Origin of the sequence: Allobosea sp. TND4EK4 (assembly GCF_900156025.1) — a bacterium.
Lineage (GTDB): Bacteria > Pseudomonadota > Alphaproteobacteria > Rhizobiales > Beijerinckiaceae > Allobosea.
In genome coordinates this window covers 321276-344110 of sequence record NZ_FTMO01000003.1, presented here as the reverse complement: position 1 = coordinate 344110, position 22835 = coordinate 321276, and the positions used below count along the sequence as shown (strand labels likewise).

At 66.2% G+C, this 22835-nt stretch carries 26 protein-coding genes; 25 read left to right on the top strand and 1 reads right to left on the bottom strand.

Translation table 11 applies throughout. The features are described from left to right. Positions 1-229: 229 nt before the first annotated feature. Positions 230-916 carry a D-Ala-D-Ala carboxypeptidase family metallohydrolase gene (locus BW981_RS09110; RefSeq protein ID WP_076438311.1) on the bottom strand — a complete coding sequence of 229 codons (687 nt, stop codon included), beginning with the start codon at positions 914-916 and terminating at the stop codon, positions 230-232. 337 nt (positions 917-1253) lie between these two features. On the opposite strand from BW981_RS09110, the gene BW981_RS09105 reads away from it, so the two are divergent. From BW981_RS09105 to BW981_RS08985, 25 genes are all read left to right on the top strand, one after another. Beyond that, a complete protein-coding gene (locus tag BW981_RS09105) occupies positions 1254-1634 on the top strand; it encodes an NADH-quinone oxidoreductase subunit A (protein WP_076438309.1) in 381 nt (126 codons plus the stop codon). A gap of 66 nt (positions 1635-1700) precedes the next feature. Continuing rightward, a complete protein-coding gene (locus BW981_RS09100) occupies positions 1701-2285 on the top strand; it encodes a NuoB/complex I 20 kDa subunit family protein (protein ID WP_076438308.1) in 585 nt (194 codons plus the stop codon). A 42-nt stretch (positions 2286-2327) separates the two neighbouring features. After that, positions 2328-2930 carry an NADH-quinone oxidoreductase subunit C gene (locus BW981_RS09095; protein WP_076438306.1) on the top strand — a complete coding sequence of 201 codons (603 nt, stop codon included), beginning with the start codon at positions 2328-2330 and terminating at the stop codon, positions 2928-2930. Between the two features lie 17 nt (positions 2931-2947). Then, complete coding sequence (locus tag BW981_RS09090) at positions 2948-3166, top strand: hypothetical protein (protein ID WP_139333694.1); 219 nt, start codon at positions 2948-2950, stop codon at positions 3164-3166. 3 nt (positions 3167-3169) lie between these two features. Continuing rightward, a complete protein-coding gene (locus BW981_RS09085; RefSeq protein WP_076438303.1) occupies positions 3170-4360 on the top strand; it encodes an NADH-quinone oxidoreductase subunit D in 1191 nt (396 codons plus the stop codon). Continuing rightward, a complete protein-coding gene (gene nuoE, locus BW981_RS09080) occupies positions 4360-5274 on the top strand; it encodes an NADH-quinone oxidoreductase subunit NuoE (protein WP_076438301.1) in 915 nt (304 codons plus the stop codon). The genes BW981_RS09085 and nuoE overlap by 1 nt, the downstream gene beginning before the upstream one ends. Before the next feature lie 8 nt (positions 5275-5282). Then, a complete protein-coding gene (gene nuoF / locus BW981_RS09075) occupies positions 5283-6587 on the top strand; it encodes an NADH-quinone oxidoreductase subunit NuoF (protein WP_076438300.1) in 1305 nt (434 codons plus the stop codon). Between the two features lie 4 nt (positions 6588-6591). After that, the gene (locus BW981_RS09070; RefSeq protein ID WP_076438298.1) at positions 6592-6801 is read left to right on the top strand and encodes a hypothetical protein; all 210 of its coding nucleotides are present in this window, start codon (positions 6592-6594) and stop codon (positions 6799-6801) included. A 10-nt stretch (positions 6802-6811) separates the two neighbouring features. Further along, positions 6812-8875, top strand: coding sequence for an NADH-quinone oxidoreductase subunit NuoG (nuoG, locus tag BW981_RS09065; RefSeq protein WP_076438296.1), 2064 nt, complete (start codon positions 6812-6814; stop codon positions 8873-8875). 5 nt (positions 8876-8880) lie between these two features. Then, positions 8881-9933: an NADH-quinone oxidoreductase subunit NuoH gene (nuoH, locus tag BW981_RS09060; protein ID WP_076438395.1), complete on the top strand. Its 1053-nt coding sequence runs from the start codon at positions 8881-8883 to the stop codon at positions 9931-9933. Next, complete coding sequence (locus BW981_RS09055) at positions 9930-10166, top strand: hypothetical protein (protein ID WP_076438295.1); 237 nt, start codon at positions 9930-9932, stop codon at positions 10164-10166. Before nuoH ends, BW981_RS09055 begins: the two co-directional genes overlap by 4 nt. A gap of 20 nt (positions 10167-10186) precedes the next feature. Beyond that, positions 10187-10675 carry an NADH-quinone oxidoreductase subunit NuoI gene (gene nuoI / locus BW981_RS09050; RefSeq protein ID WP_076438394.1) on the top strand — a complete coding sequence of 163 codons (489 nt, stop codon included), beginning with the start codon at positions 10187-10189 and terminating at the stop codon, positions 10673-10675. Positions 10676-10847: 172 nt separating this feature from the next. Then, the gene (locus tag BW981_RS09045) at positions 10848-11471 is read left to right on the top strand and encodes an NADH-quinone oxidoreductase subunit J (RefSeq protein WP_076438293.1); all 624 of its coding nucleotides are present in this window, start codon (positions 10848-10850) and stop codon (positions 11469-11471) included. Then, complete coding sequence (nuoK, locus tag BW981_RS09040) at positions 11468-11776, top strand: NADH-quinone oxidoreductase subunit NuoK (protein WP_076438291.1); 309 nt, start codon at positions 11468-11470, stop codon at positions 11774-11776. The genes BW981_RS09045 and nuoK overlap by 4 nt, the downstream gene beginning before the upstream one ends. Positions 11777-11803: 27 nt before the next feature. After that, positions 11804-13813 carry an NADH-quinone oxidoreductase subunit L gene (gene nuoL, locus BW981_RS09035; protein WP_076438289.1) on the top strand — a complete coding sequence of 670 codons (2010 nt, stop codon included), beginning with the start codon at positions 11804-11806 and terminating at the stop codon, positions 13811-13813. A 4-nt stretch (positions 13814-13817) separates the two neighbouring features. Continuing rightward, positions 13818-15329, top strand: coding sequence for an NADH-quinone oxidoreductase subunit M (locus BW981_RS09030; RefSeq protein WP_076438288.1), 1512 nt, complete (start codon positions 13818-13820; stop codon positions 15327-15329). A 9-nt stretch (positions 15330-15338) separates the two neighbouring features. Then, positions 15339-16766, top strand: coding sequence for an NADH-quinone oxidoreductase subunit NuoN (gene nuoN, locus BW981_RS09025; RefSeq protein WP_076438286.1), 1428 nt, complete (start codon positions 15339-15341; stop codon positions 16764-16766). Positions 16767-16910: 144 nt separating this feature from the next. Next, positions 16911-17669: a biotin--[acetyl-CoA-carboxylase] ligase gene (locus BW981_RS09020; protein ID WP_139333693.1), complete on the top strand. Its 759-nt coding sequence runs from the start codon at positions 16911-16913 to the stop codon at positions 17667-17669. Between the two features lie 192 nt (positions 17670-17861). Then, positions 17862-19532 (top strand): ribonuclease J, encoded by a 1671-nt coding sequence (locus BW981_RS09015; RefSeq protein WP_076438282.1) that lies wholly within the window; start codon positions 17862-17864, stop codon positions 19530-19532. A gap of 138 nt (positions 19533-19670) precedes the next feature. Next, positions 19671-20075 carry a methylmalonyl-CoA epimerase gene (mce, locus tag BW981_RS09010; protein ID WP_076438281.1) on the top strand — a complete coding sequence of 135 codons (405 nt, stop codon included), beginning with the start codon at positions 19671-19673 and terminating at the stop codon, positions 20073-20075. A gap of 4 nt (positions 20076-20079) precedes the next feature. Then, entirely contained in the window at positions 20080-20472 is a 393-nt protein-coding gene (locus BW981_RS09005) for a RidA family protein (RefSeq protein WP_076438279.1), read from the top strand. Next, complete coding sequence (locus BW981_RS09000; protein WP_076438277.1) at positions 20469-20699, top strand: DUF1467 family protein; 231 nt, start codon at positions 20469-20471, stop codon at positions 20697-20699. Before BW981_RS09005 ends, BW981_RS09000 begins: the two co-directional genes overlap by 4 nt. Positions 20700-21092: 393 nt before the next feature. Next, on the top strand, positions 21093-21644 hold the full coding sequence (locus BW981_RS08995; RefSeq protein ID WP_076438392.1) for a peptidylprolyl isomerase: 552 nt from the start codon (positions 21093-21095) through the stop codon (positions 21642-21644). 10 nt (positions 21645-21654) lie between these two features. After that, positions 21655-22305: a hypothetical protein gene (locus BW981_RS23030; protein ID WP_076438275.1), complete on the top strand. Its 651-nt coding sequence runs from the start codon at positions 21655-21657 to the stop codon at positions 22303-22305. Continuing rightward, positions 22305-22775 carry a peptidylprolyl isomerase gene (locus BW981_RS08985; protein WP_076438273.1) on the top strand — a complete coding sequence of 157 codons (471 nt, stop codon included), beginning with the start codon at positions 22305-22307 and terminating at the stop codon, positions 22773-22775. Before BW981_RS23030 ends, BW981_RS08985 begins: the two co-directional genes overlap by 1 nt. Positions 22776-22835: the final 60 nt, after the last annotated feature.

Genomic DNA, 22835 nt, shown 5'->3' with positions numbered 1-22835 from the left:
TCTAAACGGTTCGGTGACAGCGGGCCGTCACCATGGCACCGGTCAGAACTCGGCGACCTTGCCGAAGGTCGAGCCTTCCAGGCGTTCCGGCCGACAGGACGCCGGGTCGACGATCGGCTTCGCCCCCGTCACGATAGCGGCGATCATGTGATCGGCGCTGCTCGCCCTCGGCCTGGCCGCGTCCGCAATGCGGGCTCACGCCAGACTGCCGCGTTGGCCGCGCCTCCGTTCACCAGGGTCGGCGCGGACCCGTATCCACATGGATCAGGCCGTTCCAGTAGACATGGTGGCCGCCGACATCCTCAAACCCCCGCACCCATTCCAGCACGAGCCGCGGCTTGACGCCCGGCACCCGGAAATCCATCGCCTCGCAGCGCCGGTGATAGGAGTTGCGCCGCGCCCGCCAGGCCGGGCGCCATGTCGATGTCACCTTCACCGCACCGTATTTTTCCGCGACGCGGCCGAGCACCTCCTTCAGCGGCTTCGGCAGGCAGGCGACCGAGGTGCCGGGATCGGTTGAAATGCCGGGTCTTTCGGCCTTCTCGTTCGGGTCGTATTGCGGCTCGGCGCCGGCCTTCTGGCCCGGCGTGAGCTTGGGCCAGACCGGCCCTTCGTCCTCATCCTCTTCCAGCACAGGGGAGGGCGGGTTGCTGCCGGCCGGCGGCGTGACCGGGGCGCCGTCCGTAGCAGGCGTAGGTTGTGACGGCGCCTCTTCCGGCGTCTCCTCGGAGACGCCGGCCGCCGGTGTCTCGCGCGCCGGTGCCTTTGCGGGTGGGACGATGATGGGGGGCAGTTTCGGGGTGCCCTCCAGGTCGAGATCGAAAGGCCTTTGCGGCGGCAGCGTCACGCGCAGGCTCTGGCCCTCCTGCGCGAGGCCGGGGTCCGCCGCCAGCAGTGCGGCGACAGTGATGACCAACCTCCCGCACCTCACGCCCGATGCTCCTCCGCGAGGCAGGTTGCGAGCGTGCGGGCCGGTGAAGACATGGAGACCTTTCGGGTACGGTGACGAACGATTCGCCATGAGGACAGGAAGCACGCCGCCGTGAAATCGGGGAAAAGCCGGCAAAGCCGCTCCGTTTTCGCTCCGAGAGCGGGCAGAGGCGGAAGCGAGGGGCGCAATTTGCCGCATCTTGCGCGGGATTCAACCCACCGGGGCGATTGTGCGGTGCGGCGGAGTCTTGCTTCATTCTAATCGAGGGTCTAAGCGACTGGTGCGGTGAGCCGTTGCGCGGCCGTGCCAAGCGAGTTCGACGATGCAAGCTCTCCCGGTCCACTCCCTGCTCACCGACTACCTGCCGCTGGTGCTGTTCATCGGCGTCTCGGCGGTGATCGGCCTGGCGCTGCTGATCGCCCCCTTCGCGATCGCCTATTCCAAGCCGGACCCCGAGAAGCTCTCGGCCTATGAATGCGGCTTCAATGCCTTCGACGACGCTCGCATGAAGTTCGACGTCCGATTCTATCTGGTCGCGATTTTGTTCATCATCTTCGACCTCGAGGTGGCCTTTCTCTTCCCCTGGGCGGTGGCCTTCGGCAGCCTCGGCTGGTACGGATTCTGGTCGATGATGGTTTTCCTCGGCGTCCTCACCGTCGGCTTCGTCTACGAATGGCGTAAGGGCGCTCTGGAGTGGGACTAACTATCGGGTAGAAAAACGGTTTTCCGCTTCTTATCTGATAGCTGACAGTTCACGAGGATCAGGTTTATGGCAGTCACAGCGATCGATCGCGGCAACCCGCTGGTCGCGCCGGCACCCAAGGGTCTGCTCGGGCCGGATGGGCAGCCCCTCGGCGCCCGTGATCCCTATTTCGTCGAGATCAACAACGAACTCGCGGACAAGGGCTTCCTCGTCACCGCGACGGACGACCTCATCAACTGGGCCCGCACCGGCTCGCTGATGTGGATGACCTTCGGCCTGGCTTGCTGCGCCGTCGAGATGATGCAGCTCTCGATGCCGCGCTACGACGTCGAGCGGTTCGGATTCGCGCCGCGCGCGTCACCGCGCCAGTCGGACGTGATGATCGTCGCGGGCACGCTCACCAACAAGATGGCCCCGGCCCTGCGCAAGGTCTACGACCAGATGCCGGAGCCGCGCTACGTCATCTCGATGGGCTCCTGCGCCAATGGCGGTGGCTATTACCACTACAGCTATTCTGTGGTGCGTGGCTGCGACCGGATCGTCCCGATCGACATCTACGTTCCGGGCTGCCCGCCCACGGCCGAAGCGCTGCTCTACGGCGTCCTGCTGCTGCAGAAGAAGATCCGCCGGACCGGCACGATCGAGCGCTGAGCGCCGGTCGGCTGTCGTGGCAGGTGATGTTGAGGTGAAGCGATGAGCGAAGCGCTCGGACAACTCGGCGAAGAGATCAAGGCGGCGCTTCCCGGCGCGGTCACCGACGCGGTCGTCGCCTTCGGCGAGCTCACGATCCAAGCCGATGCGGCGTCGATCGTCGAGGTGCTGCGCACGCTCTACAGCGACCCGCGCTTCCGCTTCGTCAATTTCATCGATCTCGCCGGCGCCGACTATCCTGGCCGCGAGAAGCGTTTCGACGTGGTCTATCACCTGCTCGCCCCGCACAGGAACCGGCGCGTTCGCATCAAGGTCCGCACCGACGAGGCAACCCCGGTTCCCTCGGTGATCGACGTCTTTCCGGCGGCGAACTGGTTCGAGCGCGAGGCCTATGACTTCTACGGCATCCTTTTCTCCGGCCACCCGGACCTGCGCCGGATCCTCACCGATTACGGCTTCGAGGGCTATCCGCTGCGCAAGGACTTCCCGCTGACCGGCTTCGTCGAGGTGCGCTATGACGACGAGCAGAAGCGCGTCGTCTACGAGCCGGTGAAGCTCAACCAGGAATTCCGCAACTTCGATTTCCTCTCGCCCTGGGAAGGCACGGAATACGTGCTGCCGGGCGATGAGAAGGCGAAGGCGTGATGGAGGCGAGAGCGTTGATGACTCGATTGATCGCTGCCGTCGTGCTGTCAGGTTTGGCAACCAGCGCCGTGGCTCAGGGGGCCGGTGCGCCGGATGTCGGTATCAAATTGGCCGCTAAGTATTGCGAGGCCATTCAGTCATCTAACCGGGACAAGATCGACGCAGGCGCATTGCCGGCCTGCATGCGCGAATTCGGTTACAGCAGCATCCGCTTCGGCGCTGGAGCGAGGTTCTGAGCGATGACCGAACACAACATCCGGAACTTCTCGATCAATTTCGGCCCGCAGCATCCGGCGGCGCATGGCGTGCTGCGCCTCGTGTTGGAGCTCGACGGCGAGATCGTGGAGCGCGTCGACCCGCATATCGGCCTGCTGCATCGCGGCACCGAGAAGTTGATCGAGGCCAAGACCTATCTGCAGGCTCTGCCCTATTTCGACCGGCTCGACTATGTCGCGCCGATGAACCAGGAGCATGCCTACTGCCTGGCGGTGGAGAAGCTGCTGGGAATCACCGTGCCGCGGCGCGGCCAACTCATCCGCGTGCTCTACTCCGAGATCGGCCGCATCCTCTCGCACCTGCTGAACGTCACCACGCAGGCGATGGACGTCGGCGCCCTCACGCCTCCGCTCTGGGGCTTCGAGGAGCGGGAGAAGCTGATGATCTTCTACGAGCGCGCCTCGGGCTCGCGCATGCACGCGGCGTATTTCAGGCCGGGCGGCGTTCGGCTCGACCTGCCGACCTCGCTGATCCACGACATCGCCGAATGGTGCGACCCGTTTCTCAAGGTCTGCGACGATCTCGAGACCCTGCTCACCGACAACCGCATCTTCAAGCAGCGCAACGTCGATATCGGCGTCGTCGATCTGGAGACCTGCTGGAAGTGGGGCTTCTCGGGCGTGATGGTGCGCGGATCCGGCGCGCCCTGGGACCTGCGCAAGTCGCAGCCCTATGAGTGCTATGAGGAGATGGAATTCGACGTTCCGGTCGGCAAGAACGGCGACTGCTACGATCGCTATCACATCCGCATGGAAGAAATGCGCCAGTCGGCGCGCATCATGAAGCAGGCTTGCGAGAAGCTGCTGGCCGCCGATGGCGGCGGGCCGGTCTCCTCGCTCGACGGCAAGGTCGTGCCGCCCAAGCGCGGCGAGATGAAGCGGTCGATGGAAGCGCTGATCCACCACTTCAAGCTCTACACCGAGGGCTACCGCGTCCCCGAGGGCGAGGTCTACGCCGCCGTCGAGGCGCCGAAGGGCGAATTCGGCGTCTATCTGGTCTCGGACGGCACCAACAAGCCCTATCGCTGCAAGGTCCGCGCGCCGGGATTCGCCCATCTCCAGGCCATGGATTTCATGTGCCGCAAGCACATGCTCGCCGACGTCTCCGCGATCCTCGGCTCTCTCGATATCGTCTTTGGTGAAGTTGACCGCTGATGTCCGTCCGTCGTCTCGCTCCCGATCCGATCCAGCCGGCCTCCTTCGCCTTCTCCCCGGCGAATGAGAACTGGATCGACCAGCAGATCGCCAAATATCCGGAAGGCCGCCAGGCCTCGGCCGTGATCCCGCTCCTGTGGAAGGCGCAGGAGCAGGAGGGCTGGGTCTCGCGCGCGGTGATCGAGACCGTAGCGAAGCGGCTCGGCATGGCGCCGATGCGGGTGCTGGAGGTCGCAACCTTCTACACCATGTTCAACCTGCAGCCGGTCGGCGAGTATTTCGTCCAGCTCTGCGGCACGACGCCCTGCGCGCTGCGCGGGGCCGAGGCCCTGAAGAAGGTCTGCGCCGAGGTCATCGGCCCGCAATCGACCGTCACCGCCGACGGCAAGCTCTCCTGGCTCGAGGTCGAGTGCCTCGGCGCCTGCTGCAACGCGCCGATGGCGCAGATCAACGTCGATTATTACGAGGACCTGACGCCGGATAATTTCCGCCAGCTTCTCGACGATCTGCGCCATGGCCGTCCCACAAGGCCCGGCCCGCAGAACGGCCGCGTCGGCTCGGAGCCGGAAGGCGGAGCCCAGACGCTGACCGACCAGTCGCTCTATGACGGCTCGATGATCGGCGCCGGCGACTGGCAGAAGCGCGTGGCCGAGCAGCGCAAGGCTGCCGCCGAAGCCGCCGCCGCCAAGGCTGCCGCCGAGGCCGAGGCCAAGAAGGCCGAGGCGACTGCCGCCGCCGCACCTGAGAAGCCCGCGACCGAGACGGCCTCGCCGGGCCGCCCGAAACCCTCCGAGGCGGGACAGCCTTCGAGCGCTGCGAACGACACGCCAGCCTCGGCCGGCAAGGTCGACCCGAAATCTGCCGCCGAATCCGCCAAGCCGGCTTCCGCAGCCGGCGACAAGCTGGATAAGTGAGGCCCGACATGCTCGCCGACCGCGACCGCATCTTCACCAATCTCTACGGCCTCCACGACAAGACCCTGCAGGGCGCGATCAAGCGCGGCGGCTGGGACGGCACCAAATTCATCCTGGAGCAGGGCCGCGACTGGATCATCGACGAGATGAAGAAGTCGGGCCTGCGCGGCCGCGGCGGCGCCGGCTTTCCGACCGGGCTGAAATGGTCCTTCATGCCCAAGCAGAGCGACGGGCGCCCGCATTATCTCGTCGTCAACGCCGACGAGTCGGAGCCGGGCACCTGCAAGGACCGCGAGATCATGCGCAACGACCCGCATACGCTGGTCGAGGGCTGCCTCATCGCCTCCTTCGCGATGGGCGCGCATGCCGCCTACATCTACATCCGCGGCGAATATGTCCGGGAGCGCGAGGCGCTGCAGCGCGCCGTCGACGAGGCCTATGAGGCCAGGCTCATCGGCAAGGACAACGTCCACGGCTATCCGTTCGACCTCTACGTCCATCACGGCGCCGGCGCCTATATCTGCGGCGAGGAGACGGCGCTGCTCGAGAGCCTCGAGGGCAAGAAGGGCATGCCGCGGCTGAAGCCGCCTTTCCCGGCCAATATGGGCCTCTATGGCTGCCCGACGACCGTCAACAACGTCGAGTCGATCGCGGTCGCGCCGACCATCCTGCGCCGTGGCGCGGCCTGGTTCTCCTCGATCGGCACGCCGAACAATGTCGGCACCAAGCTCTTCTGCGTCTCGGGCCATGTGAACAAGCCCTGCAACGTCGAGGAGGCGATGGGCCTGACCTTCCGCGAGCTGATCGACAAGCATTGCGGCGGCGTCCGCGGCGGCTGGGACAATCTCAAGGCGGTCATCCCGGGGGGCTCCTCCGTGCGCATGGTGCCGGCCGAGCAGATCATCGACACGCCGATGGATTTCGACTCGCTCTCCAAGCTGCGCTCGGGCCTCGGGACCGCGGCGGTGATCGTGATGGACAAGTCGACCGACATCGTCCGCGCCATCGCCCGCATCAGCCATTTCTACAAGCATGAGAGCTGCGGCCAGTGCACGCCCTGTCGCGAGGGCACGGGCTGGATGTGGCGCGTCATGGAGCGCATGGCCGAGGGCCGCGCCCAGAAGCGCGAGATCGACATGCTCCTCGACGTCACCAAGCAGATCGAGGGCCACACGATCTGCGCGCTCGGCGATGCCGCCGCCTGGCCGATCCAGGGCCTGATCGCGCATTTCCGCCACGAGATCGAGCAGCGCATCGACGACTATGCCGCCAACCCGCACAGCGAGCCTGTGCGCCTGATGGCGGCGGAGTGATGCCATGGCGCAGGAGCCCGAGAATCTGGTTCTGGTCTACCTTCGGCGGATCGACGAGAAACTCGATCGGCTCCGCGATGACGTGCAGGATTTGAAGGTGCGCATGACGAGCTTGGAAGAAGGCGTCGTCGGCGTGCAGCGTCGAATCGATCGACTTGAATTGCGTGTCGAAAGGATCGAGCGTCGGCTCGATCTCGTCGATACGCCGCATTGAGAAAAACGCGATGACCAAACTTCTCATCGACGGCATCGAGGTCGACGTTCCGGCCGACTACACCGTTCTCCAGGCCTGCGAGGCCGCAGGCGCCGAGATTCCGCGCTTCTGCTTCCATGAGCGCCTCTCGATCGCCGGCAATTGCCGCATGTGCCTCGTCGAGGTGAAGGGCGGCCCGCCGAAGCCGCAGGCCTCCTGCGCCATCGGCGTGCGTGACCTGCGCCCGGGCCCGAATGGCGAGCCGCCGGTCGTGCTGACCAAGTCGCCGATGGTGAAGAAGGCCCGCGAAGGGGTGATGGAGTTCCTCCTCATCAACCACCCGCTGGATTGCCCGATCTGCGACCAGGGCGGCGAGTGCGACCTGCAGGACCAGGCGATGGCCTTCGGCGCCGACACCTCGCGCTATGCCGAGAACAAGCGCGCGGTCGAGGACAAGTATATCGGCCCGCTGGTCAAGACCTCGATGAACCGCTGCATCCAGTGCACGCGCTGCGTCCGCTTCACCACCGAGGTCGCGGGAGCCTCCGACCTCGGCGCGATCGGCCGCGGCGAGGACATGGAGATCACGACCTATCTCGAGCAGGCGATGGCCTCGGAGCTGCAGAGCAACGTCGTCGATCTTTGCCCGGTCGGCGCGCTGACCTCCAAGCCCTACCAGAACAAGGCGCGGCCCTGGGAGCTTTCCAAGACCGAGAGCATCGACGTGATGGACGCGGTCGGCTCGGCCATCCGCGTCGACTCGCGCGGCAAGGAAGTGATGCGCATCCTGCCCCGCCTCAACGAGGCGGTGAACGAGGAGTGGATCTCCGACAAGACCCGCCACGTCGCCGATGGCCTCAAGACCCAGCGGCTCGACAGGCCCTATCTGCGTGAGAATGGCCGCCTGCGCCCGGCGAGCTGGACCGAGGCCTTCGCCGCCATCGTCGACAAGGTGAAGGCTGTTGCGCCTGACCGCATCGGCGCCATCGCCGGCGATCTCGCCGCGGTCGAGGAGATGTTCGCGCTGAAGGCCCTGGTCGTCTCGCTGGGCAGCACCAATCTCGATGCCCGCCAGGACGGCAGCGTTCTGCATCCGAAATTCGGCCGCGCCTCCTACACGCTCAACGCCGGCATCGCCGGCATCGAGGAGGCGACGTCGCTCCTGATCATCGGCGCCAATCCGCGCCGCGAGGCTCCGATCCTGAACGCCCGCATCCGCAAGCGCTGGCTGCGCGGCGACTTCAAGGTGAGCGTCGTCGGCGAGCAGGCCGACCTGACCTACACCTATGACTATCTCGGCGCCGGCCCGGAGACGCTGTCCGATTTCGTGAAATCGGCCGAGGCCAAGGGCGGCAAGCCGATGGTGCTGGTGGGGCAGGGCGCGCTCGCCCGCCAGGACGGTGCGGCCGTGCTCTCGCTCGCCGCCAAGACCGCTCAGGCGCTCGGCGCCGTCACGGCCGAATGGAACGGTTTCGGCGTGATCCACACCGCCGCCTCGCGCGTTGGCGCGCTCGATCTCGGCTTCGTGCCTGGCGAGGGCGGCAAGGATGTCGCGGCGATGTTGCAGCCGGGCGCACTCGACGTGCTGTTCCTGCTCGGCGCCGACGAAATCGAGGTGCCGGCCGGCGCCTTCGTGATCTACCAGGGCACCCATGGCGACAAGGGCGCACACCGCGCCGACGTGATCCTGCCGGGCGCGGCCTACACCGAGAAATCCGGCACCTACGTCAACACCGAGGGCCGGGTACAGATGGGCGACCGCGCCACCTTCCCGCCGGGCGATGCCCGAGAGGATTGGGCGATCCTGCGCGCCCTCTCCGCCGTCCTAGGCAAGACGCTGCCCTTCGATTCGCTGGCGGGCCTGCGCAAGGCGCTCTACGAGGCGCATCCGCATTTCGCTGCACTCGATGTGCTGGCGGTCAACGATACGGCGGGCCTCGGCGACCTGGCCGGACTCGGCGGCCAGACCGATCGGTCGGGCTTCGTCTCGCCCGTCACAGATTTCTATCAGACCAACCCGATCGCGCGGGCCTCGGCCGTGATGGCGGAATGCTCGGCTCTGGCCTCCGGCCGGATGCGGCAGGCGGCGGAGTGAGCGCCATGAACTGGGACCTCGTCCTCGATATCGCGATCGTGCTGGGCAAGAGCTTGCTGCTCCTGGTCTGCCTGCTCGTCTTCATCGCCTATATCCTCCTGGCCGACCGCAAGGTCTGGGCGGCGGTGCAACTGCGCCGCGGCCCCAACGTGGTCGGCCCCTTCGGCCTGTTCCAGAGCTTCGCCGACCTGATCAAGTTCGCGCTGAAGGAGCCGATCATTCCGGCCGGCGCCAACAAGGGCCTGTTCCTGCTGGCGCCCTTCGTCTCCTGCCTCCTGGCGCTCGGCGCCTGGGCGGTGATCCCGGTTGCGGAAGGCTGGGCCATCGCCGACATCAATGTCGGCGTGCTCTACATCCTCGCGATCTCCTCGCTGGGAGTCTACGGCATCATCATGGCCGGCTGGGCTTCCAACTCGAAATACCCCTTTATGAGCGCGCTGCGCTCGGCGGCGCAGATGGTTTCCTACGAGGTCTCGATCGGCTTCGTCATCGTCACCGTGCTGCTTTGCGTCGGTTCGCTGAATCTCTCGGCCGTGGTCGAGGCGCAGCAGAACCGGGGTCTTGCGCACGCGCTCGGCGTGCCGTGGCTCACCATCCTGAACTGGTATTTCATCCCGCTCTTCCCGATGTTCATCGTCTTCTTCGTCTCGGCGCTGGCCGAGACGAACCGGCCGCCCTTCGATCTGGCCGAGGCGGAGTCCGAGCTCGTGGCGGGTTTCATGGTCGAGTACTCCTCGACGCCCTACCTGCTGTTCATGCTCGGCGAATACGTGGCGATCATGACCATGTGCTCGCTGACGACGATCCTGTTCCTCGGGGGCTGGGCGCCGCCGGTGGCGCTGCCGCCCTTCACCTGGCTGCCCGGCGTGTTCTGGTTCGCGCTCAAGGTCTGCCTCGTCTTCTTCATGTTCGCGCTGGTGAAGGCCTTCGTGCCGCGCTACCGCTACGACCAGTTGATGCGCCTAGGCTGGAAGGTCTTCCTGCCGCTCTCGCTCGCCAGCGTGGTGATCGTGGCGCTGGTGCTGCAGCTGACGGGCTGGGGCCCGGTGGCGGGGTGAGCCCGGCCGGCCTGCTCGGTGCTCTGATCGGCCTCGGGCTCGGCCTGCTGGAATACCGGCTGATGGCGGCCGTGGTGATCGGGGCGCTCAGGCGCACCGACCGCTCGGTCACAGAGGCCGAGAAGGACGATTACGAGCGCCGCATCGCCATTCTGCGATGGGTGCTGAGAGCTATCACGATCGGCCTGATGCCGATCCTGGGTTTCGTGATCGGCCGGGCGGTGTCCGGCTGAGGATGGAAGGGACGAAGGCGATGTCACTCGCGCAAGCCGCAAGGGGCCTGCTGCTGAAGGAGTTCGTCGGGGCCATCGGGCTCTCGATGCGCTATTTCTTCAAGCCGAAGGCGACGCTGAACTACCCGTTCGAGAAGGGCCAGCTCTCGCCGCGTTTCCGCGGCGAGCACGCGCTGCGCCGTTACCCGAACGGCGAGGAACGCTGCATCGCCTGCAAGCTGTGCGAGGCGATCTGCCCGGCGCAGGCGATCACCATCGAGGCCGGCCCGCGCCGCAACGACGGCACGCGCCGCACCACGCGTTACGACATCGACATGACGAAGTGCATCTATTGCGGCTTCTGCCAGGAGGCTTGTCCGGTCGATGCCATCGTCGAGGGCCCGAATTTCGAATTCGCGGCCGAAACCCGCGAGGAGCTGTTCTACGACAAGGACAAGCTGCTCGCGAACGGTGCGCGCTGGGAACGCGAGATCGCGCGAAATATCGCGATGGACGCGCCCTATCGCTAAGTGCGGCAATGGGGAGTCGGCAGTAGGCAGTCGGGAACAACGCATAGACTGCCGATTGCCTACTGCCGACTGCCTTGATTAAAGACGCTCCAAATTGCGGCGGGCTCGATTGAGTCCTGGCGCACGAACCACATGAGGACCGCGCCGGAAGGGGCGGGAAGGGCTGGCCGAGATGAATGCCGCAGCGGCTTTCTTCTATCTCTTCGCAGGGGTGACCGTGGGGTCCGCCTTCATGGTGGTGACCTCGCGCAACCCCGTGCACTCCGTGCTGTTCCTGATCCTGGCCTTCGTCAACGCGGCCGGGCTCTTCATGCTGCTGGGCGCCGAGTTCCTGGCGATGCTGCTGGTCGTCGTCTATGTCGGCGCGGTCGCGGTGCTCTTCCTCTTCGTGGTGATGATGCTCGACGTGGACTTCGCCGAGTTCCGCCAGGGCTTCCTGAACTACCTGCCGATCGGCGCGCTGATCGGCTTCATCTTCGCCGTAGAGCTGCTGATGGTGGTCGGCGCATGGGTCATCGATCCGCAGATCGTCAAGGCGCCCGTCTCCGCGATCCCCGCCGGCATCACCAACACCGAGGCGCTCGGCCGGGTGATCTACACGCAGTATGTCTACTACTTCCAGGCGGCCGGCCTCGTCCTGCTGGTGGCGATGATCGGTGCGATCGTGCTCACGCTGCGCGAGCGGGTCGGCATCAAGCGCCAGAGCGTCCCGGTGCAGAACGCCCGCACCAAGGAGGCCGCCATGGAGGTCAAGCAGGTGCCGTCGCACGCCGGCGTTCCCGAGGAGATGGCATGATGATCGGACTAGGCCATTATCTCGCGGTCAGCGCGATCCTGTTCACGCTCGGCGTGCTCGGCATCTTCATCAACCGCAAGAACGTCATCGTCATCCTGATGTCGGTCGAGCTCATCCTGCTCGCGGTGAACATCAACTTCGTCGCCTTCTCGAGCTTCCTGAACGACATCGTCGGCCAGGTCTTCGCCATGCTCGTGCTCACGGTCGCGGCGGCCGAGGCCGCGATCGGGCTTGCCATTCTCGTCGTCTACTTCCGCAACCGCGGCTCCATCGCGGTGGAAGACATCAACATGATGAAAGGCTGAGCGCGACAGCGCCTGGACCTAGCGACCATGTATCACGCGATCGTCTTCCTCCCCCTGATCGGCTTCCTGATCGCCGGCCTCTTCGGCCGGCTGATCGGCGCGCGCGGCTCCGAGATCGTCACCACCTCGCTGCTGATGGTGTCGGCGGTGCTGTCCTGGATCGCCTTCTTCCAGGTCGGCTTCGGCCACGGCACCACCCGCGTCCAGATCGCGAGCTGGATCGCCTCCGGCGAATTGCAGGTCGACTGGGCCTTCCGCATCGACACGCTGACGGCGGTGATGCTGGTCGTGGTCAACACCGTCTCCTGCCTCGTGCACCTCTACTCGATCGGCTACATGCACGAGGATCCGCACCGTCCGCGCTTTTTCGCCTATCTTTCGCTCTTCACCTTCGCGATGCTCATGCTGGTGACGTCGGACAACCTCGTCCAGATGTTCTTCGGCTGGGAGGGCGTCGGCCTCGCTTCCTATCTGCTGATCGGCTTCTGGTACCAGAAGCCCTCGGCCTGCGCCGCCGCGATGAAGGCCTTCATCGTCAACCGCGTCGGCGACTTCGGCTTCTCGCTCGGCATCTTCCTCGTCTTCGTGCTGTTCGGCTCGGTCGCCTTCGACTCGATCTTCCCGAACGTCGCAGGCCTCGCCGGCAAGCCGTTCCACTTCCTGGGCTATGACTGGGACGCGCTGACAATCACCTGCCTGCTGCTGTTCATGGGCGCGATGGGCAAGTCGGCGCAGTTCCTGCTGCACACCTGGCTGCCGGACGCGATGGAAGGCCCGACCCCGGTCTCGGCCCTCATCCATGCCGCGACGATGGTCACCGCCGGCGTCTTCATGCTGGCGCGCCTCTCGCCGATCTTCGAGTACGCCCCGGTCGCGCTTACCGTCGTCGTCGTCATCGGCGCCACCACCGCTTTCTTCGCGGCGACGGTCGGGCTCGTGCAGAACGACATCAAGCGCGTCATCGCCTATTCGACCTGCTCGCAGCTCGGCTACATGTTCGTGGCGCTCGGCGTCGGCAATTACGGCGCCGGCATCTTCCACCTCTTCACCCACGCCTTCTTCAAGGCGCTGCTGTTCCTCGGTGCCGGCTCGGTCATCCACGCGATGCACCACGAGCAGGACATGCGGAACATGGGCGGCCTGCGCAAGCACATCCCCTTCACCGCGGCCGCGATGACGATCGGCACGCTGGCGTTGACGGGCTTTCCCGGTTTCGCCGGCTACTTCTCCAAGGACGCGATCATCGAGAGCGCCTACGCCTCGGTCGGCCATGGCGGCTTCGCGTCGTCCTATGCCTTCGTGCTGCTGGTCGTCGCCGCCTGCATGACCTCCTTCTACTCCTGGCGCCTCTACTTCATGACCTTCGAGGGCAAGCCGCGCTGGGGCCACGGCCATGACGCGCATGGTCACGGCCATGACGATCATGCCCATGCCGCTCACGGCCATGACGACCACGGCCATGGCCACGGGCACACGCCGCATGAGAGCCCCTGGGTGATGCTGCTGCCGCTCGTCGTGCTGTCGCTCGGCGCGATCGCCGCCGGCTTCGCCTTCAAGGAGTACTTCATCGGCCACGACTTCGAGCATTTCTGGAAGTCGGCGCTGTTCATGGGCAAGGACAACCACATCCTGCACGCCATGCACGAGGTGCCCGGCTGGGTCGTCTGGTCGCCCTTCGTGGCGATGCTGATCGGCTTCGCGCTCGCCTGGCTGATGTATGTCCGCAGCCCGGAGATCCCCGCCAAGCTCGCGGCGGCGAACCCGGCGCTCTACCGGTTCCTGCTCAACAAGTGGTATTTCGACGAGATCTACGATTTCCTGTTCGTGCGTCCCGCGAAGTGGCTCGGCCGCTTCCTCTGGAAGAAGGGCGATGGCTTCGTCATCGACGGCTTCGGCCCGGACGGCGTCTCGGCCCGCGTCGTCGATGTGACCAACCGCGTCGTGCGCCTGCAGACCGGCTATCTCTATCATTATGCCTTCGCGATGCTGATCGGTGTTGCCGGGCTCGTGACCTGGTATCTCGTGACCCGCGGGTGAGATGATGTTCGGCTTCGGTATCCTCACCGGTCTCCTGATCCTGCCGCTGGTCGGCGCGGCCTTCATCCTGGCTCAGCGCGGGGATGAGGCGGCTGTCGCGTCCAACGCCCGCTGGGTGGCGCTCGCGACGACGGTCCTCACCTTCGTGCTGGCCTGCGTCGCCTGGTATCGCTTCAACCCGGCCGATCCGGGCTTCCAGCTCGTCGAGAGCCATGCCTGGATCTCGGACGCGATCCGCTTCAAGCTCGGCGTCGACGGCTTCTCCTTCCCCTTCATCGTGCTGACGGCGTTCCTGATGCCGTTCTGCGTCGCCGCCTCCTGGACCTCGGTCCAGAAGCGGGTGCCGGAATACATGGTCGCCTTCCTGGTGCTCGAGACGCTGATGATCGGCGTCTTCGCCTCGCTCGACCTGGTGCTGTTCTACCTGTTCTTCGAGGCAGGCCTGATCCCGATGTTCCTGATCATCGGCATCTGGGGCGGCAAGCGGCGCGTCTACGCCTCCTACAAGTTCTTCCTCTACACGCTGCTCGGCTCGGTTCTGATGCTCCTCGCCGTGATGGCGATGTACTGGAACGCCGGCACCACCGACATTCCGTCGCTGCTGGCGCACAAGTTCCCGTCCGGCATGCAGACTTGGCTGTGGCTCGCCTTCTTCGCCTCCTTTGCGGTGAAGATGCCGATGTGGCCGGTCCACACCTGGCTGCCCGACGCGCACGTCGAGGCGCCCACGGCCGGCTCCGTCGTCCTGGCGGCGATCCTGCTGAAGATGGGCGGATACGGCTTCATCCGCTTCTCGATCCCGATGTTTCCTGAGGCCTCGCAGTATTTCGCGCCGCTGGTCTTCGCGCTCTCGGTCATCGCCATCGTCTACACCTCACTGGTCGCGATGATGCAGGAGGACATCAAGAAGCTGATCGCCTATTCCTCGGTGGCGCATATGGGCTTCGTCACCATGGGCCTGTTCACGCTGACGCCGCAGGGCGTGCAGGGCGCGATGTACCAGATGATGAGCCACGGCCTGGTCTCGGGCGCGCTCTTCCTCTGCGTCGGCGTGATCTACGACCGGATGCACACCCGCGAGATCGCCGCCTATGGCGGTCTGGTGAACCGGATGCCGGTCTATGCGGTGATCTTCATGGTGTTCACCATGGCCAATGTCGGCCTGCCCGGGACGGCCGGCTTCGTCGGCGAGTTCCTGACGCTGCTCGGTGCCTTCCGCGCCAACCCCTGGGTCGCGTTCTTCGCGACCTCCGGCGTCATCCTCTCGGCCTGCTACGCGCTCTGGCTCTATCGCCGCGTCGTCTTCGGCGAGCTGGTCAAGCCGGAGCTCAAGGACATCAAGGATCTGAACGGCCGCGAGATCGCGATCCTGGTGCCGCTCGTCCTGCTGACGATCTGGTACGGCGTCCAGCCGCACACGATCCTCGACGCCTTCGCGGCGCCGACCGAAATGCTCATCAAGAATTATCAGGCCGCGCTCGCCGTCACCAAGACGGCGCTCGCCGTCGCCCAGTAAGGTCTCGTCATGGCTCTGCCCGCTCTCGGCCCGGCCCTTCCGGAAATCGTCCTGGCGCTCGGCGCCATCGCCATGGTGCTTATCGGCGCCGTCCAGGGCGAGCGCTCGTCGCGCCTGCTGGAGGGCGCCGCGCTGCTGCTGCTGGCGGTCGCTCTCGTGCTGGTCGTCTCGGGGCAGGGCCGGCTGCTGACCTTCAATGACGGCTTCATCGCGGACGGGTTCGCCCGCTTCATGAAGGTACTGACCCTGCTCGGGGCCGGCGCCTCGATCCTGCTCGCCGGCGGCACGCTGCGCCAGCAGGGCGTGATGCGCTTCGAGTTCCCGATCCTCGTCGTCCTCGCCACCATCGGCATGATGATGATGATCTCGGCCAACGACCTCATCAGCCTCTATGTCGGCCTCGAGCTGCAGTCGCTGGCGCTTTACGTCGTCGCCGCCTTCGACCGTGACAATGCCCGTTCGACCGAGGCCGGCCTGAAGTACTTCGTGCTCGGCGCGCTCTCCTCCGGCATGCTGCTCTATGGCGCATCGCTGGTCTACGGCTTCACCGGCACGGTGACGTTCCCCGGCATTGCTGCGGCCACCGCCGGGGGCCATGCGGGCCTCGGCCTCATCTTCGGCATCGTCTTCATTGCGGCGGGCGTCGCCTTCAAGATTTCTGCCGTGCCGTTCCACATGTGGACGCCGGACGTCTACGAGGGCGCGCCGACTCCGGTTGCGGCCTTCTTCGCCTCGGCCCCGAAGATGGCCGCCATGGCGATGGTCGTGCGCATCTTCGTCGGCGCCTTCCCGGGCGCGATCGGCGACTGGCGGCAGATCGTGATCTTCATCTCGATCGCCTCGATGGCGCTGGGCGCCTTCGCGGCGATCGGCCAGACCAACATCAAGCGCCTGCTCGCCTATTCCTCGATCGCCAACATGGGCTACGCGCTGGTCGGCCTCGCGGCCGGCACGGCGGACGGCATCCAGGGCGTGATGACCTATATGGCGATCTATCTCGCCACCACGCTCGCCGCCTTCGCCTGCGTGCTGATGATGCGGCGCGACGGCAAGCTGGTCGAGGACATCTCGGAACTCGCCGGCCTCTCGCGCACGAATGGCTGGATGGCCTTCGCGATGGCAATGATGATGTTCTCGCTCGCGGGCATCCCGCCGCTCGCCGGCTTCTGGGCGAAGTGGTACGTCTTCCTCGCCGCGATCAACGCCAAGCTCTACATGCTGGCGGTGGTCGGCGTGCTGACCAGCGTCGTCGGCGCCTACTACTATCTGCGCCTGGTCAAGGTGATGTATTTCGACGAGCCGAAGCCGGCTTTCGAGCGTTCCGACCTTGGCGTGCGGACGGTGCTGCTGATCTCGGCGCTGTTCGTGCTGGTCCTCTCCTTCGTGCCGGCCCCGCTGTTCGACTCGGCGGCCGCGGCGGCGAAGTCGCTGTTCTGACTTCTTCTGCCAGCCACCGCCGTCATTCCGGACAAGGGGCAAAGCCGCGCCGATCCGGAATGCATGCCGGTCCGGTTCAGGCATGGATCCCGGGTCTCCGCTTTGCTGCGCCCGGGATGACGTCCAGGGGGGTGGATTCTCCTCATGCTCGGTGAGACCGCCCGCGCCGCCGGCTACCGGCTGATCGTCCGCGAAGAGGTCGGCTCGACGATGGAGGAAGCGCGGCGCGCGCTCCATCAGGGCGAGCCGGGCAAGCTCTGGATCGTCGCCCGCAGCCAGAACGCCGGGCGCGGCCGGCATGGCCGGCAATGGGGCTCCCCGCCCGGCAACCTCTACGCCAGCCTGCTGCTGACGGACCCATGCGAACCGGCGCTTGCGCCCCAGCTCGGCTTCGTCGCCGGCCTGGCTCTGCATGATGCCGCCGCGACGGTGCTCGGGCCCGCAGCCGATCGCCTGAAGCTGAAATGGCCGAACGATCTGTTGCTCGGCGGCGCCAAGACCTCCGGCCTGCTGCTGGAGGGCGAGAGCCGGGCAGGGCGCTTCGACGTGATCCTCGGCTGCGGCGTCAACATCGTCTCATGCCCCTCCGACACGCCCTATCCGGTGACCTTCCTGAAGGCTGAGGCGCCGCAGGCCAGCGTCGAGGCTGTGCTGTCTGCGCTTGGCGAAGCCTGGACCAAGCGGTTCGCCGTCTGGGCACAGCCCGGTGGCTTCGGCCCCACCCGCGCCGCATGGCTGGAGCGGGCCGCCTTCCTGGGCGAGACCATCACCATTCGTCTGCCGGAAGGACCGCTGAACGGCCGCTTCGCCGGCATCGATCCGACTGGAAGGCTTCAGCTTGAAACGGATGGCGGTTCGCGGCTGATCGATGCGGGCGACCTGTTTTTTGGAAACCCGGCCTGACCCGTCATTGCGACCGAAACGAAGCAATCCAGGGGTTTGGGCGAGGTGCTTGACCCCGTCGCCCGGATCTCTTCGTCGCAACGCTCTTCGCAAGGACCGAGGCGAGCGACATGAACGATGCGCCTCCTGCTATGGAGACGCGCCGGCCGCCGTGTTAGGGCTGCGCAGCCCGCCGCTTCTCAAGGAATTCCCGTGACCCGTTCCACCGACCAGCTCGTTTTCGTTCCTCTCGGCGGCCTTGGCGAGATCGGCATGAACGCCGCGCTCTACGGCTTCGGGCCCGAGGGGCGGCGAAAATGGATCCTGGTCGATTGCGGCCTGTCTTTCGCGGGGCCCGAGGCGCCGGGCGTCGATATCGTCCTGCCGGACCTGCGCTATATCATCGAGGAGCGGGCCAACCTCCTCGGCATCGTCATCACCCATGCCCATGAGGACCATATCGGTGCGCTCGCCGCGCTGTGGCCGAGCCTGCGCGCGCCGGTCTACTGCACGCGCTTCGCCGCCGGTCTGCTCTCGACCCGCCGCCTCTCGGAGCCGGGTGCTCCCAAGGTCGAGATCAATGTCGTGCCCCAGGGCGGGCGCATCACGCTCGGCCCCTTCGACATCGAGTTCGTTCCCGTCGCGCATTCGATCCCCGAATCGAACGCGCTGGCGATCCGCACGCCCGTCGGCCTCGTCGTCCATACCGGCGACTGGAAGATCGACGCCACGCCGGGCGTCGGCCTGCCGACCGACGAGAAGCGCATGCGCGAGCTCGGCGAGGAGGGCGTACTCGCGATCATCTGCGATTCGACCAATGTCATGCGCGACGGCATCAGCCCCAGCGAGGCGGATGTCGCCGCCAAGCTGAAGGAGCTCGTCGCTTCGGCACCGGCACGCGTCGCCGTCACCACCTTCGCCTCGAACGTCGCGCGCCTGCGGGCGGTTGCCGAGGCGGCGATGGCGAACGACCGCGAGGTCGTTGTCGTCGGCCGCGCCATGGACCGCGTCATCGATGTCGCCCGCGAATGCGGTTATCTCGACGGTATTCCCGGCTTCCGCCCGGTGGATGCCTATGGCTACCTGCCGCGCGACAAGGTCGTCGCGCTGCTGACCGGCAGCCAGGGCGAGCCGCGCGCGGCCCTCTCGCGCATCGCCGCCGACGACCATCCGGAGATCGCGCTCTCGGCCGGCGACCGCGTCATCTTCTCGTCGCGGACGATCCCCGGCAACGAAAAGGCCGTCGGCGCGATCCAGAATGCGCTGGCGCGCGACAAGATCGAGATCATCACCGACCGGACCCAGCTCGTCCACGTCTCCGGCCACCCCCGCCGCGAGGAGATGGCGCAGCTCTATGGCTGGCTGAAGCCGCAGATCGCGATTCCCGCCCATGGCGAGGATCTGCATCTGTCGGAACACGAGACCTTCGCGCGCCGCCTCGGCGTCAAGACGGTGATCCGGGCCGGCAATGGCGATGTGATTGCGATCTCCGCCGCCGGCGCGAGCAAGATCGACAGCGTCCAGCATGGCCGGCTCTACCAGGACGGCATGCTGCTGGTGAACGCGCTGGAGAAGACGGTCCAGGAGCGGCGCCGGCTCTCCTTCGCCGGCATGGTCTCCATCGCCGTCGCTATCGACGAGAAGGGCGGCATCGCCGGCGAGCCGGAGATCGCCGTGCTCGGCCTGCCGCCACGCACCCGCGACGGGACCGATTTCGAGGAGTATGTCGCCGACACCGTGGGGGAGTTGCTGGATGGCATTCCCAAGGCGCGCCGCCGCGACCCCGAGGCCCTGCGCAACGCGCTGGAACGCGGCGTCCGCAGCGCGGTCAACGAGGAGTGGGGCAAGAAGCCCCAGGTGCATGCGCTGGTGGTTGAGGTTTAAGGCAGTCGGCAATAGGCAATAGGCAGTCGGGTATGGACTGGTCGCCGAGAATCGCGCCGTTTGACCGACTGCCGACTGCCGACTGCCGACTGCCGACTGCCGACTGCCCATTGCCACTTGCCCAATCGGAGCGCTCTCATGATCGGACGGCTCAACCATGTCGCCATCGCGGTGAGGGACCTCGCGGCCGCGACCGCGCTCTACCGCGACACGCTGGGTGCCCGCGTCTCGCAGCCGCTCCCGCAGCCGGAGCATGGCGTCACCGTGGTCTTCGTCGAGTTGCCCAACACCAAGATCGAGCTGCTGGAGCCGCTGGGCGCCGACTCGCCGGTCGCCAAGTTCCTCGAGCGCAATCCCGACGGCGGAACCCACCACATCTGTTACGAGGTCGATGACATCCTGGCGGCCCGCGATCGGCTGAAGGCGCAGGGAGCCCGGGTCCTGGGCTCGGGCGAGCCGCGCATCGGAGCCCATGGCAAGCCGGTCCTCTTCCTGCACCCCAAGGATTTCCTTGGCACCCTGGTCGAGCTGGAGCAGGCCTGATCCGATGCCTGAGATCGCCTTCCTCGGCGAGCCCGAATCCGGCTCCCCGCGTCCGTTCAGCGCCGCCACCGTTGCGGCCGGGCTCGTCTTCGTCTCCGGCCATTCAGCCCCGCATGATCCCGAGCGCGGCCTTCATCGCGGTGAGACGCCGGCCGACGAGGTCCGCAATGCGCTCGGCCGCATCGCCGAAATCCTGGCTGAGGCCGGCTCGTCGCTCGACCGTGTCGTGCAGATGACGATGCTGATCAGCGACCCGGCCGACTATGCCGCCTGCAACGCCGAGTATGTAAGGCACTTTCCCGCCGGCCTGCCGGCGCGGCACACGGCCCGGTTCGGCGTGCCGACGCAGGCGCGAGTCGCCTTTTCCTGCATCGCCCTTGCTGGGAGCGCCTCATGAGCATCGCCAGCGCGCTCGCGGTCTATTTCATCATCTGGTGGACGGTGCTGTTCGCCGTGCTGCCCTTCGGCGTCCGCAGCCAGCACGAGGCGGGGGCGATCGCGGAAGGGACCGAGCCTGGCGCGCCCGTTCTGCCGGGGCTGCTCAGGAAGGCGGCGATCACCTCGCTCATCGCCGCCGTGATCTTCGCCTTCGTCTGGTATGGCTGGTCGAATTTCGACTTCTGAGCGTTTCTCTGCGGCGCGGCGACCGCCGGCGCCATCGGCCAAAGAAAAAAGGCAAGGCTTTCGCCTTGCCCTGTCCAGTCCGCTTATGTCCGCAGTATCGGCACACGTCTGATGCGTAAGGCGCGTATACGAGCGGTGCGTTTCTTCCTCCCGAGACCTGGTCCGCGGCGCCTTGCCTAACAAAGCGTGCCCAGCGCGAGAAGGATTAGCCGATTGTGACGGAGTTGTCACCAGTTTGTGCAGGTCCAGCCTCAACTTTTTGCAAGTTTATGCTGGGCTGCACTTGTGCAGTGCAGCAACACGTGAGTCGGGGCGCCCGCGCCTTGTTCCGGTCAAAGCTTGCCGTTATCGGAACGAAACGCCGCAGCTTCCCGTGCGGCAATGGAGATCTTCATGCTGCGCAGTTCGCTGGCCGCTCTCGCCCTTCTCGCCTCCATCGGCCTCGCACAGGCTCAGGCACCGAAGGCCGACCCCGACAACACGGTCGTGCTGACGACGAAGGACGGCCCGGTCACGATCCAGCTGCGGCCCGATCTGGCGCCCAAACATGTGGCGCAGATCAAGGCGCTGGTGAAGCGCGGCTTCTATGACGGCATCGTCTTCCACCGTGTCATCGACGGCTTCATGGCGCAGACCGGCGACCCGACCGGCACCGGCACCGGCGGCTCGGACCTGCCGAACATCCCGGCCGAATTCGGACAGACGCCGTTCAAGGTCGGCTCCGTCGGCATGGCCCGCTCGTCTTCGCCGAACTCGGCGAACTCGCAGTTCTTCATCTGCTATGAGGGCTGCGGCTCGCTGACCGGCCAGTACACGCTGTTCGGCGAGGTGGTCTCAGGCATGGACGCGGTACGCAAGATCAAGAAGGGCTCGTCGGCCAATAACGGCGTGGTCACGAACCCGGACAAGATCGTCACCATGCGCATGCAGGCCGACGCCAAGTAAGGCGTTCGGCATGATCGGCCGGGCCGGCTTCGCCTGTCTCCTGCTGCTGGCGGGGCTGCCCGCCGCCGCGCAGGGAACGCATGATCTCGGCCTGCCGCCGCCTTCGGGCTCGCAGAACCCGGTGCTTCCGCCGCCATCCGGCTCGCAATATCCCGTGCTGCCGCCGCAGAGCGGCCAACGCTACGATCCGGGCGTCGGCGGCCGCTTCGGCGGCTCCAACGACGTCCCCGGCATGCGACAAAGGCCGCTCGGCGAGCAGGGCAGCCTGCGCCGCGGGGCGGGCGAGCTCGGCCTTGTCGGGAGCGTGTCTCCGGTCGATCCGCCCGATGCCGGCCAGCCTGTTTCCACGCTTGCCGGGATCGGCCCGGCGATCAGCCGCTGCTGGTCGCCGCCGCCCTTGCCCGCGGAGCTGACCGGTGCGATGGCAACGGTTCGCTTCAGCCTGCGCCGGGACGGCAGCCTGTTCGGCGAGCCGCGTGTCTCCTGGGAGACGCGGCGCGGCGATGCCGCCTTCCAAAACGCCTTTGCCCAATCCGCCATCGCTGCGGTTCGTCGTTGCACGCCGATGAGGTTGTCGAAGGACCTCGGAGCGAGTATCGCGGGGCGACCCTTCACCCTACGCTTCCACGGCCGCGTGCCGCCCAACGAAAGGCAGAGCTGATGTCGCTCGATCCCGAAAACACGATTCTCATGGAAACCACCAAGGGCAAGGTGGTGATCAAGCTGCGTCCCGATCTCGCCCCCGAGCACGTGGCGCGCATCAAGCAGCTCGCGCGCGAGGGCTTCTATGACGGCATCGTCTTCCACCGCGTCATCGACGGCTTCATGGCACAGGTCGGCTGCCCGCACGGCACCGGCACCGGTGGCTCGAAGCACCCGGATCTGAATCAGGAGTTCAATGCCGAGCCGCATGTGCGCGGCATCTGCTCGATGGCCCGCTCGCAGAACCCGAACTCGGCCAACAGCCAGTTCTTCATCGTGTTCGACGATGCCCGCTTCCTCGACAAGCAGTACACCGTCTGGGGCCAGGTCGTCGAAGGCATGGAGAACGTCGACCGCATCAAGCGCGGCGAGCCCGTGCGCGATCCCGATTCCATCGTCTCGATGAAGGTGATGGCCGACGCGGCCTGAGCATTTCGATCAGGGGCGAGCCCTCGTTCCGGACCCGCTCCAGCGGCGTCCTGGGACGAG